This is a genomic window from Mesorhizobium sp. P2_E6 (assembly GCF_056403835.1).
Genome location: NZ_JBFUEQ010000009.1, coordinates 133,643 through 147,618, shown reverse-complemented (window position 1 = coordinate 147,618; position 13,976 = coordinate 133,643). Strand labels below are relative to the sequence as shown.

The following is a 13,976-nucleotide window of genomic DNA, read 5'->3' as shown; positions in this document are numbered from 1 at the left end:
GCCGCCTCACCTCGGAAACAGGCTGGGCAGTGGCATGTGCGCCTTGACGATGGGAGACTTCAGCACCACGAAGCTGAAATACTTGTCGATGCCGATATCCATGTCGGTCAACCGCTCCATGATCGTCTGGTACTCGGCTATGCCGGCGGTGACGAATTTCATCAAATAGTCGTAGCCGCCCGACACGAGGTGGCATTCGATGACTTGGTCGATCTTCTCGACGACGGCGAGAAAGCGGGCGAAGTCCACCTGGCGATGGTTCTTCAAGGTGATTTCGGTGAACACGGTCAGCGTCTGGCCGAGCTTGCCGATATTGACCTGTGCGGAATAGCCCTCGATGTAGCCTTCCGACTGGAGTTTCTTGACCCGCATCAGGCACGGGCTTGGCGACAGATGCACCAGATCGGCCAGTTCCACATTGGTGATGCGGCCGTTCTTCTGCAACTCGTAGAGGATCTTGATATCGATCCGATCCAGTTTCACGGCCGTCTCCGCAGAACGCGCTCGCCACAGCACAAAATGCTGCCTTGCTAGTAGCCATTGACACTACCACAGCCCGCCGGCCTGTCCATCCAAGCGATACCGCTTTGAAACGCAGCGACTCCCGATTTCAACCGGGCTGCCGGAATAAAATTCTGCTTGGGCCTCAACTGCGGCAGCGGCTGCCTGCGCAACGCGCTAGGATTGGCGCTTCAAACGTAGAGGGACCATGCGCGCGCCGCTGCAGCAAATCGAGACATCCGGCGAACTGCCCCAGTCCGCGGACGCGGTGGTGATCGGCGGCGGCATTGTCGGTGCCTTCGCGGCCTACTATCTGGCCAGGCGCGGCATGCAGGTCGTGCTTGTCGAAAAGGGACGCATCGGCGCCGAGCAGTCCTCCAGGAACTGGGGCTGGTGCCGCCAGCAGAATCGTGACGCCCGCGAACTGCCGATGGCAACCCGAAGCCTTGATCTGTGGGACAGCTTCGCGACGGAAACCGGCGAAGACACCGGCTTTCGCCGCTGCGGCCTGCTCTATCTCAGCGACGACGAGGCGGAACTGGCCGGCTGGGCGCGCTGGCGTGATTTCGCCAAAACGGCCGGCGTTACCACGCATATGCTCGACAGCGCCGCGGCCAGCGAGCGGGGCCGCGCCACGGGCCGGACCTGGAAGGGCGGCGTCTTCTCGCCGACCGACGGCACCGCCGACCCGTCGCGCGCCGCGCCCTCGGTCGCCCGTGCCATTCTCAAGCTTGGGGGCTCCGTGCACCAGAGCTGCGCCGCGCGCGGTATCGAGATCGAGGGCGGCCGCCTGAGCGGCGTGGTCACCGAAAGCGGAACGATCCGGACGAAGCTGGCCGTCCTAGCCGGCGGCGCCTGGGCCTCCTCTTTTTGCCGGCAGTTCGACTTCCGCTTTCCGCAGGCGTCGATCCGTTCCTCCATCCTGTCCGTCTCGCCGGGTGCCGAAGGTCTGCCGGATGCGCTGCACACGGCAAGGATCTCGGCCACGCGTCGCGGCGACGGCGGCTACACGCTCGCCATAAGCGGACGCGGCCGGGTGGACGTGACGCCGCAGCAGCTGCGCTTCTCGTCGCAGTTCCTGCCCATGTTCCTGAAGCGCTGGCGCAGCCTCGCACCCGGCGGTCTGCAGGGCATGCGCTCGGGCCACGAAACACTCGGTTGCTGGCGGCTCGACCAGCCGACGCCGATGGAACGGATGCGCATCCTCGATCCGACCCCGGATCAGGCGACCATCCGCCTGACGCACACCCGGGCGCTCGAGCTGCTGCCGGCACTGCGCCAAACAAAGATCAGCGCGGCCTGGGCCGGCTACATCGACAGCACGCCGGACGGCGTGCCCGCCATCGGCGAGATCCAAACGGTGCCGGGCTTCTTCCTGGCTGCCGGATTTTCGGGACACGGCTTCGGCATCGGCCCGGGCGCCGGTCACCTCGTCGCCGATCTGGTGACCGGGTCGGAACCGATCGTCGATCCGAATTCCTATGATCCCCGGCGCTTCGACGCTTCAGCCTGGGGGAAGGTCGCCGATTTCTGAGACGTGATCCATGTCTTCCTGGTGTGGACTCCGGAATTGCATCAGCCGTCCCGGAGGAAGGCACCGACAGGCGCCGGCCGGACAGGCGCCTGTCCGCGGAACCGGCCGACAGCGTCGGCCGCACAGCCGGCCTGCGCCGCCACGAGTTCGACGGCAGCCAACTGGCAGTAGCGCCCCTGGCATCGCCCCATGCCGACGCGCGATAGCGATTTCACCCTGTTGGCCTCGCCGCCGCCGAAATCCACGCTCTGGCGTACGGCTCCGGCTGTCACGTTCTCGCAGCGACAGACGACCGCCTCATCGGGAAGTGCCCGCGCCATCGCTGCCGGCCAGGGAAAGGCGTAAGCCAGGCCGCGGGCAAAGCGCTCGAGCCGTGCCAGCTTGCGCAAATCGACGCCGGTGGCGGACGCAGGAATTCCGAGATCGGCAAGGCATGCCGCAGCCGCGAGACGCCCAGCGATCTCCGCGCCATCCGCTCCCAGAAGACGAACCCCATCGCCGGCAAGGTAGACTCCGTTGCCGGCACGACCCATCTGGTCGGTCCTTGGCAGCCATTGCCGCCATTGCTCGTCATAGGTGAAGGTGCATCCCACAAGGTCGGCCAGATGCGTCTCTGCCCGCAGGTGCCAGCCCATGCCGATCATGTCGCAAGAGGTGCGGTGCTCCCGGCCGCCGGCGTCGCGCCAGCGCATCGCTGTGACACCTTTCCCGTCGGCCTCGATCCGTTCGAGCGTCACGCCCGCATGGTAGCGGCCGCCGAGTCTCGTCCGCAGGGCCAGACCGCGCAGCGTGACGAACGGCCGGGCGGCAAGCTGGCAGAACCCGCGCATCTGCTGATGCCAGGGAGACGTGTCGAGCACTGCTGCCACATCCGCTCCAGCCTTGACCAGTTGGGCGCCGACCAGCGTCAGCAAAGGACCCGATCCCATAAGGACGATCCGCCGCCCAAGAGCGACGCCCTGCGCCTTGAGCGCGATCTGCGCCGCGCCAAGGCTATAGACGCCGGCGCTCTGCCAGCCCGGCACCGGAGCGACACGGTCGGATGCGCCGGTGGCAAGGATCAGGCGGTCATAGAAGACCACCTGCACACCACCCTCCCCCAGCACGTGCAGCCGACCCTCATGCACTGCGATGACCGAGCTCGCCGCACAATGGGTGAGCCGCCCCTCTGCGGCCAGCCGGTCGAAGAGCGAATGCAGCGCTCGCGCCTTCGCCGCCTCCGACCCGTAGAGTTGCTCCGATGTGCGGGTGGAGCCGGCGGGCGGGCGGCGATAGATCTGTCCGCCTGCGCGCTGCCCTTCGTCGATCACCACCGGGTGGAGCCCGGCCTCCACAAGCGTCGCGGCGGCCCTTATGCCAGCCGGACCGGCGCCCACGATCACGATCCGCGGCGGCGGGGTCTCGCTCACGGCCAGCGCTCCGGTGGCATCGTGCGCAACCGCATGCCTTCGCTGAGAAGTGTCGAGCAAGCCCGCAGGCGCGGTCCCTCGTCCTGCCATACCCAGCAATCCTGGCAGGCTCCCATCAGGCAGAAGCCGGCGCGCGGCTCTGGTCCGAACTCGGACTTTCGCAACGCGTACCCTGATGCCAGCATGGCGGTCAGCACGGTGTCGCCCGCCAGTGCACTGCGCATCTGCCCGTCGAGAAAGAAATGCAACTGCGCCCGGTCGCGCTCGGCCAGCCGGACGATGCGGCCGGCGGTGATCATTCTGCTGCTTCTCGCACGGGGCGAGGACGTGGCAGTTCGGGGAACCGCTCGCAGGCCGCATCGAACGCCGCCTGGACGCCCTCCGGCCCCGAACGTCCCTTCATGCGGCGGAAGATCTCCGTCTTGGCGAAGAACCGCCAATGGATCGGCAAATCCCTCAGTATGGCGGTAAGCCGGTCATAGGCCGCTGGGGTCCACTGCGCTTCGTAACCGTCGCGCTCCGGACCGAAATGGAAATGGCCGGCGGCTGGCCCCTGGCGTGCGCGCAGCCTTTCCGTCGCTTGCTCGTCGACCTCGCCGTCGCGGATGACGACGCCATAGTCGCGCTCGGCAGCCGTTGGCGAGACATAGCCTCGCCGCACATCCTGCGCGACGCGCCAGGGCTCGCGCCCATGCGGATCGCCGCGCCCGCCGCCTCCGGCGGAACGGATATCGAGCACGTCGCCGGGCTGCAGCACCGCCGTGTCGATGTTGCCCAGTCGCCGCTCGTGCTCGGTTCCCGGATTGACGACCATGTCAGACAGGCCGGCCGCCTTGCCGCCCAGCACGCCCCAGGGACGAAAGAAGCCGCGGTCCCGGTTGCGCGCCGTGATCCTTGAGTCGGGGGCGAAGACACGGAAGGCCATCTCGGTCGCCAGGCCGCCACGCCAACGGCCCGCACCGCCGCTGTTCATGGCGAGCCCGTATTTCACGAATTCGACCGGGGTCTCGGTCTCGGTGATCTCGATCGGCGTGTTCTTGAGATAGGCGGCATCGGCGCCCGACCCATTGGTCCCGTCGCGATGCGGCATCGCGCCACCGCCGCCCACCACCGGGTTCACCGCCGCGATCACGGTCCGGCTGGTACGTTCGTCCGTGGTCATGACGTTAACGATGCAGTTGTTGCCGGCGGGTGCCGCTGGCAGGCGGTCCGGCACCGCTTGCGAGAAGGCGCCGAAGATGACCGACCGCAGCCGGGCGCAGGTGAGCGAGCGCATGCCCACGGCGGCGGGGTATACCGGGTTCAACACCGAACCCGTAGGTGCGATGCAGGTGAACGGCCGGGTGAGGCCCGTATTGAGCAGGAGCTTCGGGTTGAATGTGTAGAGGACGTAGTAGACACCCACCAGCAGCATGGTGTGGCGCGGGTCGCCACCTGAAGGCACGTTGAGCGAAGAGCCGAGCTGCGGATCGGAGCCGGTGAAGTCTAGCACCGCCTCGTCGCCTTTGATCGTCAGCGTCAGCTTCAGCCGGCAGGGATTGGCCTCGACCGAATCCTCATCGGCATAATCGGCGAACTCCCATGTGCCGTCGGGCATGGCGCGCAGCACGTCGTGCGCCTGCGCCTCGGCATGGTCGAGAAGAGCGGAAACGCCTTCGATGAAGCCGGCCTTGCCGAACTTCCTCACCATCGCCTGGATCTTGCGCTCGCCGGTGTTGAGCGCGCCGACCAGCGCCTTGATGTCGCCTATGTTGAGGTCGGGCTTGCGCACATTGGTGCTCATGATCCGCAGGATCGTCTCGTCGAAGACGCCCTCGTTCACCAACTTCATCGGAGGAAAGCGAATCCCTTCCTGATGGATCTCGGTCAGCGCCCGACTGAGCGAAGCCGGCACGGCCCCGCCCATGTCGGTGTTATGGATATGCCCCCCGGTCCAGGCGACGATCTCGCCGTCGACGAAGACCGGCTTCCACAGATGCGTGTCGGGCGCGTGCGTGGCGACGTGGCCGGAATAGGGATCGTTGGTGAACGCAACGTCTCCCGGCCGGTAGTTGTCGACCATCGCGATCGCGCGGTGATACGAAAGCCCCGGATACCAGGTGGCGCCGAGGTCCATCGGCACGGCGAAGGTCGCGCCTGAACGGTCCATCAGCATCACCGTAAAGTCCTGCGTCTCCTTGACGAAGGCGGAGTGCGCGGTGCGGTGCAATGTGTGGGCCATGTTCTCGGCCGCCGCGCGGGCATGGTTCGCCAGAACCTGCAGGTTTGTCCGGTCAAACATGGCTTACTCCGGGAACGTCAGCAGAAGGTTAAGGTGACGGTCGACCCTTGCCTGCGCTCCCGCGGGAATGGCAAAAGTGGTGTCTTCCTGAACGACCACGGCAGGCCCATGGAACGTGCTGCCCGGCACGAGGGCCTGCCGGTCGTGGAGATCGACGGTCTCTACGCTCGCGCCCGTGTAGACCGGGAGACGGCGCGCCGGAATGGCCGGGGCGTCGATCACGTCGACCACCGGGAAGTGGAGTTTCGGCCCCGCGCCCACTGAGGACAGCCGGACATTCACAAGTTCAATCTCGCCGTCCGGGTCGTGGAAATCGTAGAGCTGCTCATGGGTGAGGTGGAAGGCTTGTGCGATGGCGGTCGCATTGCCGTCCGTCAGCCATTCCGGCTGAAGGACGACCTCGATCTCATAACTCTGCCCGACATAGCGCATGTCGCAGGATAGACTGAGTTCGGCCGCCCCCTCATGCCCCTGCGCCGCGAGCCAGTCGCGACCCTCTTGGGCGAGGGCCTCGAAGGCATTGCGAATTCCGGCGAGCGACATGCCCGACAGCAGGCTGAAGATGGTGCGAATGAAGTCCCCGCGCAGGTCCGCCACGAGCCCGCCCAGCGCCGACACCACGCCGGGACGGCGGGGCGCCATGACACGCTTCATCCCGAGTTCGCGGGCAAGGAAGGCGCCGAGCATCGGGCCGCCGCCGCCGAAGGGCATCAGCGTGAAATCGCGCAAGTCCACGCCGGCGCGCGAGGCGAGCTTCTCGACCTCGACGAACATCTCCGACACCGCGATGTCGAGGATCGCCTGCGCGGTCTGCTCGACTGGACGGCCGAGGCGGGCGGCAAGTTCGCCGATGGCGCGATGCGCCAGCCCGGTATCGATCCTGAGCTGGCCGTAGGCCATCTCGCTGTGACCGAGCCATCCACACACCACCATGGCGTCCGTCACCGTCGGCCGCTCGCCGCCACGGCCATAGCATGCCGGTCCTGGCGTCGAACCGGCCGACTCCGGCCCGACCCGCAGCACCCCCTGTGCGTCGACACTGGCGATCGAGCCGCCGCCGACGCCGATCGAGCTCACCGACACGGAGGGGATATGGAGCGGAAATTCGCCGATCAATTCGCCTGTCCCGAACTGCGCCTCGCCGCCGATGATGAGCGCGAAGTCGGCCGAGGTCCCGCCAATGTCGAGGGTAAGGACCTTGTCCTCGCCTGCCTGGCGCGCCAGCCACGAGGCGCCGATGACGCCGGAGGCCGTTCCCGACAAAAGCATGTTCACGCAGGCACGCTTGCCTTCGGCAGCGTTCATCAGCCCACCGTTCGACTTCGTCAGCATCGGGCGGGCCGGCACGCCGCGGTCCTTCAGTCTCTCTTCCAGCGCCGTCAGATAGGACGAGACGCGCGGATGGACATAGCCATTAAGGATGGCGGTCGAGCTACGCTCGTATTCGCGGATGACCGGCCACACCTCGGCCGAGGAGAAGACGAAGAGGTCGGGCGCAAGAAGCGCGATCGCCGCCTTCACCGAGGTTTCCTGCGCGGCGTTGCGCCACGAATGGAGGAAGGACACGATGATCCCTTGCGCCCCGTTCGCTTTCGCCAGTGCCACCGCCCTCTCGACAGCCGCCATGTCCGGTGCCTGGGATTCACTCCCATCGGCACGCATGCGAACCGGAATGCCAAACACCATGTCACGCGAGATCAGCGGATCCGGCCGCGAGCAGAACAGCGAATACATGTCCGGCATTCGCAGCCGCGCGAGTTCGATCACGTCCTCGAAGCCGGCATTGGTGAACAGCGCCAGCGGCGCGCCCTTGCGCTGGATGATCGTGTTGATGCCGACGGTCGTGCCATGCACGAAGCGCGTCATGTGGGCAGGATCAAAGCCTTCGCGTTCGGCCAGAAGGGCAAGACCCGTCATAAGCTCGGCACCCGGATCTTCCGGCGTCGTCAGCACTTTCAGTGAAGCGACGCGTCCGGAGCGGGCTTCGAGCGCGCAGAAATCGATGAATGTCCCGCCGATATCGACGCCGACCTTCCAGTCGGCCTCTTTCCGCGCCCCATTTACCGCGATGGCACCGTCCATGATGCGTCCCTTCCTGTCTGCCGACCAAAACTGGCACGAGCGGACGGTCAGGGTCCAAGATGGATGAGAGGCAAGGATATAAGTCTTGCTTATGCTTTGGCGCGATGTTCGCCGAGGACCACCGAACAGGCAGCACGGATTTGCTCGCGCATCATCTCATCGGCCCGCGAAAGTGGCCGTGTGCGCGAGGTCAGCAGCGCGATCGGAAATTCCGGCCCCGCCGCGAGCGGCCTGACGGCAAGCCCGGCGAACTGGTGCCACGGAAGCAGCGCGTCGACGAGGCCGATACCCAGACCGGTCTGGACGAAGCCGACCGCGGAGATGGACACGTCGATCTCGAGCGACAGCGAAAGCGCCACACCCTGCGCGCGGGCCGCATGGGCCAGTTCGTCGGCGGGACGGGTGTTTCCGCGATAGGATATCAATTCCTCGCCGGCGAGATCGGCGAGCCGCAGCTCGGTTTTCCTGGCCAACGCATGCCCTATGGGCAAAAGGCATGCGAATCCGACGCTGCCGATCACTTCCGCCTCGATATCGGGAGGCAGACGGTCGTCCATGGCCACGCCGAGGCTGGCATCGCCGGCGCGCAGCATGTCGATGATCGCGGCGATCGGCGCCATATGGGAACGTAGCAAAATATCGGGATGCTGCGCCCGGAATCCGGTGAACGCGCGCGGCAATATCGCCATGGCCGGCGGTGGCGAAGCCGCGACCCGGACCAGCCCAGTTCGGCCCAGACGCAGGTCGGTGGTCTTGCGGCGCAAGCCCTCGAGCCCTGCCGACAGCCTCTCGGCATCGGCGAAAATCTCCAGCGCCTCAGGGGTCGGCCGTAGCCGGCCCTTCACCCGCTCGAACAGCGTGAAGCCGAGTTCGTCCTCGGTGTGGAGCAGGATCTGGCTGAGCGCAGGCTGGGAGATGTTCAGCATCCGCGCCGCGGCGGTCACGGTGCCCGCACGCATGACGGCGATGAACACTTCGAGCTGCCGGGCCCGCATTGCCACTCCATAGGTAAAGCTTATGGCTGTTATCCAAACCCATCTTTGACGCAATGCCGTGGCGCAGACAAGATGGATACATCCAAGGATCGGCTGCTCTACGCTAAGGAACGACTATGGATGTGATCGTGCTGGGCGGCGGACTGATGGGGACGGCTTCGGCCTATTTCCTCGCCAGGCGCGGGGCACGCGTGACGCTGGTCGAGCGCAATCGGATCGGCACCGGTGCAACCGTCGCCTCCTTCGGCAACATCCGGCGCACCGGGCGCCATCTCTCCCAGCTTCCATTGGCCCACCGTTCGCTCAGGCTGTGGGGCGAGGCCGAAAGAATGCTTGGCCGCGACGTGGAATTCCGCGCCACCGGTCATATCCGGCTGATCTTCGATGAAGGCGGGCTCGCAGACATGCGGACCTATGCCGAGGCGGCGCGCCCCTGGGGCCTTGAGCTAGAGGAACTCGGCCCGCGCGAGATCCATGCCCGCTTTCCCGGCCTCGGTCCCGAAGCGATCGCCGCGTCGTTCTCTCCGCAAGATGGCAGCGGCAATCCGCGGCTGATCGCACCTGCCTTTGCCGAGGCTGCCCGCAAGCTGGGCGCGGAAATCGTCGAGGGAGCCGAAGTCGGGACGATCACCAGCACGGGCTCCGGTTTCCTTGTAGCCAGTTCAAAAGGTACATTCGCCGCCGGCTGCCTGCTCAATACTGCCGGAGCTTGGGGCGCGCGCATCGCCGCGCAGTTCGGCGAAGTGATCCCGCTCGATGCCTACGGCCCGCAGATGGGCGTGACCGAGCCGCTGCCGCATCGGATCCTGCCGGTGGTCGGCATCTGGACGCGCGATAAGCACCATGGCGCCTATCTGCGTCAGGTCGAGCGGGGCAACATCGTCTTCGGCGGCGCCGCCGAAAGGGTGGCGGTTAACCTGGATCCGGGCCATGCGAACGCCGACCCCATGCGCCTGCCGGTGCAGTTGCGCGCCGTCGCGCGGCTGCTGCCGGCAATCGCGCATGTGGCGGTCATCCGCACATGGTCCGGCTGCGAGGGCTATGTGCGGGACATGCTGCCGGTCATGGGACGCTCGGCGACGACGCCAGGCCTGTTCCACGCCTTCGGCTTCTGCGGACACGGCTTCCAGCTCGGCCCGGGCGTGGGCGACGCCATGGCCGAACTCATCACCACCGACCATTGCGAAACGCCGCTCGACGACTTCAGGGTCGATCGCTTCGCCCACGCAGCCTAAAGAGCAGCAGCAGCCTAAAGAGCACAGACGGGCTCGCACCGCGTTGTGATCAGACTTGTCCTTTGCGATCGTGCTGCCACTTTCCCGCGCGAGCGCCGGCTCCCCTGCTGATGCTTTTGGCTGTTAACTGTACCTCTTTTTGGATGTTGGCGCTTAATCAGGAAATGGCGATGCCGCAAGGGCTAAAGGGGAACGCAGCGCGGCCAGAATAGTCGTCACAACTACCATTGTAAGACTGAAGTCCTTGGTCTGCCGCTCTAAAGGCCCGCTTCGTCTATCGTCCGAAAGTCGGTTTCCAGTCGCGGTTGCGCTGTGCCTGAATCCCCTCGTAGTCAGGCAACGGGACCTGAAGGAGGTTCGACAGCGGCGGGTCGCGGCTCCACAGGAGCCGATTGGCACGCGGCCAGGGCAAGTGCCGCGAAGCCCAGCATCGTATTCCGCATCAAATTCTTTCCATCGGGAGCTATTGGTTGGCAGCAGGCAGCCGAATTGCACACTATCCTGCTCGTGCAGCTATTCGATATGGCTTGTCGGTTTCCAGATGTGTGTCGATATGATGTCCCGCAGTTCCGTGCGCACCGCACGGAAGAGGGGGCGAAAGTTCGAGGACATCGGTCGCTGCGAGGAGGTCGCGAGGATCAGCTGTCGGGTAATCGGCGGGTCGAATGGCCAGACCTCGATGCGGCCAGCCTCCACAAGGAGGTGGACGGAAGCGTAGGGCAGAACCGTATAGCCAGTTCCCTCCTCGACCAGAAGCAAGGTTGAAGGCATTGCCTCCAGCTCCATCTCTACACGCGGATAGATGCCATGCTCCGCCAAGGTGTTATCGATAAGCCGCCGCAGTCCGTGCGGGCGGCTGGGCAGGATCATCGGCAGCTCGGCGAAGATGTTGAGGCCGACCGGCCCGCGCGGCAGCGCGCGCTCGGACAAGACCGGCCCGATCAGAAACAGCTCGTCATCGGCCAGCGGTTCGGTCAGCACGGAAGGATGGTTCGGCGAATTGTAGAGCACGGCGGCATCGATGCGACCGGCGATCAGCCATTCCAGGATATGGCCGCTGAAGCCTTCGATCACCTGCAGCGCGACATTGGGAAACTCGTTCTTGATCTTCTTGACCAAGGGCACGGTCAGCACGGTGCCAACCGAGGGCGGCACGGCCAGCACCAACCTCCCCTTCGGCGAGGATTTGAGGTTCGATACTGCATTCTGCGCCAGCCGCATCCGCTCGACGATCTCGTCGGCATGGGCCTTCAGAAGCACGCCCGCCTCGGTCAGCACGACGCCGCGGCCGTTGCGATAGAACAGCTCGACGCCGAGTTCCTCCTCAAGCCCGCGAATATGGCGCGTGACCATCGGCTGGGTGACGTTGAGGTCGAGCGCGGCCTTCGAGAAGCTGCCAGCCGCACCGACGGCGATGAATACCTGTAGCTGTTTCGTGTCCAACTTTCGCCCTAACCATCCACTGCTACAGAGCTTCCAGGCTGACTCAGTGGTGTCCGTGTCACGTGCCGAACGGGTACTGCTGGCCCCGGACATTTAGGAAAACGGCATAGACCGACGTTGTCGCTGTGATGAACAGCCTATTGTTGCGCGGTCCACCAAAGGTCAGGTTCGCAACCATTTCCGGCACCTGAATTTTCCCGATGAGCTCACCTTGGGGCGTATGGCACTGTACGCCATCCCACGCGCTGATCCAGAGATTGCCCGCAACGTCAACGCGAAAGCCATCCGGAATGCCAGGCGATATGTCGGCGAAGACGCGGGAATTTACCAACTTGTCACCGTCAACGTCAAACTGCCTGACGTGATGCGGGGCGGTGCGGTCTGTGAGGAAGCCGGAGTCCGAAATGTAAAGGTGCTTCTCGTCGGGCGAGAAGGCTAGCCCGTTCGGCATAGAGAAATCATCGGCAACAACGGTGACTACTCCCGAGCTGGGATCGATCCTGTAGACGCGGCAGCCCGGTTGCTCCTGCAGGCCCTTGCGCCCGACATAATCCGAAATGATCCCGTAATTGGGATCGGTGAACCAGATGCTGCCGTCGGACTTCACGACCACATCGTTCGGCGAGTTCAACGGCTTGCCATCGAAAGAATCGGCCAGAAGGGTGATCGTGCCGTTCCATTCCGTGCGCACGACGCGACGCTCCCCCTGCATGCAGGTGATCAGCCTTCCGTTTCGGTCGCGTGTATTGCCGTTCGGGTTGGAGACATGGCCGCGGAAAAGCGAAACCGCTCCCGTCTCCTCGTCCCATCGCAGCATGCGGTCGTTGGGAATATCGCTCCAGATCAGCGAGCGAAGGTCGGCGAAATAGACCGGTCCCTCCGCCCAGCGATTTCCCGTATGGACGGTTTCGAGGAATGCGACCGGATCGATCAGCTCCCCAAACCGTGTGTCGATCGTCTCGTAGCAGGACATTGACCGCCTCGCCTATGGCAACCGGATCGCGACGGTTTTGGTCTCGGTGTAGAGCTGCAGCGCCTGTTCGCCAAGTTCGCGCCCCCACCCCGATTGCTTGAAACCACCGAACGGCATGGTGACGTCGTTGAAGTTGTGGCAGTTGACCCAGACCGTGCCGGATTTGATTTTCGCGGCCAGCCGATGCGCGGCGCCCAGATTGTTGGTCCAGATCGATGCAGCCAGGCCATACTCGGTGTCGTTGGCATCCCTGGCAAGTTGGTCCAGATCCTCGTCGTCGAACGGCATCGCGCAGGCCACCGGCCCGAATATCTCCTCGCGGATCACCGACATGTCCGGCCGCGTCCTGGAGATGACCGTCGGCTCGACGAAATAGCCGACGTCGCCGGCACGCGCGCCACCGGTGACGATTTCGGCACCGTCGCTCCTGCCTTCCGAGATCAACCTGGTGATGCGTTCCATCTGCTGCTGAGAGACGACGGGGCCGAGCTCGGTTGAGGGATCAAGCCCGGCGCCGAGCTTCAGCTTTTCGGCACGCTCGGCAATGCCGGACATGACCTTGTCGTAGATCTTCTTGTGGACGAAGAACCGCGTTCCCGCGCCGCAGCTCTGGCCGGCATTGAAGAATGCCGCGCTCGAGGCGCCCGCCACCGCCATGTCGATGTCGGCGTCCCCGAGCACGATGGTTGGCGCCTTGCCGCCAAGCTCCAGGCTGACCTTCTTGAGGTTGCCGGTCGCGGCGCGTGCGATCAGCCGGCCGACTTCGGTCGAGCCAGTGAAAGCAACCTTGTCGATGTCGGGATGGGCCGACATAGCCGCACCCACCGTTTCGCCAAAGCCGGTCAGAATGTTGACCACGCCTTCCGGAAAACCGGCGTCCTGGACCAGCTTACCGAAGTAGAGCGCACCGAGCGGCGTCTGCTCGGCCGGCTTGAGCACGATGGTGCAGCCAGCCGCCAGTGCCGGCGCCACCTTCCAGGCGAGCATGCTGAGTGGGAAGTTCCACGGGATGATCTGGCCGACGACGCCGACCGGCTCGCGGCGGGTGTAGGCATGCCAGTCACCCGGCGCGTTGATGGTCATCGTCTCGCCGTTGATCTTGGTGGCCCATCCCGCATAGTAGCGGAACGTCTCGGCCGTGAACGGCACCTCGCCATTGCGGGAATCGCCGATTGGCTTGCCGCTCTCATAAGAATTGAGCGTTGCCAGCATATCGACATTGGCGTCAATCAGATCAGCAAGTTTCCAGATCAGCCTGGCGCGCTCGGCCGGCACCATTTTTGACCAGGGACCGTCGATCGCCGTCCGCGCGGCCTTGACCGCCAGATCGACATCGGCACCATCGCCAGCCGGCACCTGCGCGATGACCCGGCCGTTCGAGGGGTCGATGACGTCGAGCGACTGTCCGGAGGCCGCAGGCAGCCACGCGTTGCCGATCAGCATCGCATGCCTGCCGCCGACGAACGCCGCCACCTTGGGGTCGAGCGGCGGCACCGCATCGAAACGTATGTTCATGATTTCCT

The 13,976-nt window shown here is 65.0% G+C and carries 11 protein-coding genes; 2 read left to right on the top strand and 9 right to left on the bottom strand.

The features are described 5' to 3' along the window. Nucleotides 1-6 precede the first annotated feature (6 nt). Complete coding sequence (locus tag AC1D08_RS23015; RefSeq protein WP_027167818.1) at nt 7-483, bottom strand: Lrp/AsnC family transcriptional regulator; 477 nt, start codon at nt 481-483, stop codon at nt 7-9. Between the two features lie 226 nt (nt 484-709). Between AC1D08_RS23015 and AC1D08_RS23010 the strand changes: the two genes are divergently transcribed. After that, complete coding sequence (locus AC1D08_RS23010) at nt 710-2,035, top strand: NAD(P)/FAD-dependent oxidoreductase (RefSeq protein WP_457151866.1); 1,326 nt, start codon at nt 710-712, stop codon at nt 2,033-2,035. A 41-nt stretch (nt 2,036-2,076) separates the two neighbouring features. On the opposite strand, the gene AC1D08_RS23005 is transcribed toward AC1D08_RS23010, so the two are convergent. The 5 genes from AC1D08_RS23005 to AC1D08_RS22985 form a co-directional block, all read right to left on the bottom strand. Beyond that, a complete protein-coding gene (locus AC1D08_RS23005; protein ID WP_457151867.1) occupies nt 2,077-3,444 on the bottom strand; it encodes an FAD/NAD(P)-dependent oxidoreductase in 1,368 nt (455 codons plus the stop codon). Continuing rightward, on the bottom strand, nt 3,441-3,743 hold the full coding sequence (locus AC1D08_RS23000; protein ID WP_457151868.1) for a (2Fe-2S)-binding protein: 303 nt from the start codon (nt 3,741-3,743) through the stop codon (nt 3,441-3,443). Before AC1D08_RS23000 ends, AC1D08_RS23005 begins: the two co-directional genes overlap by 4 nt. Further along, on the bottom strand, nt 3,740-5,725 hold the full coding sequence (locus tag AC1D08_RS22995) for a hydantoinase B/oxoprolinase family protein (RefSeq protein WP_457151869.1): 1,986 nt from the start codon (nt 5,723-5,725) through the stop codon (nt 3,740-3,742). Before AC1D08_RS22995 ends, AC1D08_RS23000 begins: the two co-directional genes overlap by 4 nt. Before the next feature lie 3 nt (nt 5,726-5,728). Further along, complete coding sequence (locus tag AC1D08_RS22990) at nt 5,729-7,807, bottom strand: hydantoinase/oxoprolinase family protein (protein WP_457151870.1); 2,079 nt, start codon at nt 7,805-7,807, stop codon at nt 5,729-5,731. Nucleotides 7,808-7,896: 89 nt separating this feature from the next. Next, on the bottom strand, nt 7,897-8,802 hold the full coding sequence (locus AC1D08_RS22985; protein ID WP_457151871.1) for a LysR substrate-binding domain-containing protein: 906 nt from the start codon (nt 8,800-8,802) through the stop codon (nt 7,897-7,899). 116 nt (nt 8,803-8,918) lie between these two features. Between AC1D08_RS22985 and AC1D08_RS22980 the strand changes: the two genes are divergently transcribed. Further along, nucleotides 8,919-10,037, top strand: a complete 1,119-nt coding sequence (locus AC1D08_RS22980; RefSeq protein WP_457151872.1) for an NAD(P)/FAD-dependent oxidoreductase — start codon at nt 8,919-8,921, stop codon at nt 10,035-10,037. Nucleotides 10,038-10,550: 513 nt separating this feature from the next. Here the strand turns inward: AC1D08_RS22980 and AC1D08_RS22975 are convergent. Genes AC1D08_RS22975 through AC1D08_RS22965 form a run of 3 tightly spaced genes read right to left on the bottom strand, consistent with a single transcriptional unit; the run spans nt 10,551 to nt 13,968 of the window. Then, nucleotides 10,551-11,480, bottom strand: coding sequence for a LysR family transcriptional regulator (locus AC1D08_RS22975; protein WP_457151873.1), 930 nt, complete (start codon nt 11,478-11,480; stop codon nt 10,551-10,553). A gap of 58 nt (nt 11,481-11,538) precedes the next feature. Beyond that, a complete protein-coding gene (locus AC1D08_RS22970; protein ID WP_477225454.1) occupies nt 11,539-12,453 on the bottom strand; it encodes an SMP-30/gluconolactonase/LRE family protein in 915 nt (304 codons plus the stop codon). Nucleotides 12,454-12,465: 12 nt separating this feature from the next. After that, nucleotides 12,466-13,968, bottom strand: coding sequence for an aldehyde dehydrogenase family protein (locus AC1D08_RS22965; RefSeq protein WP_457152925.1), 1,503 nt, complete (start codon nt 13,966-13,968; stop codon nt 12,466-12,468). Between the last annotated feature and the right edge of the window lie 8 nt (nt 13,969-13,976).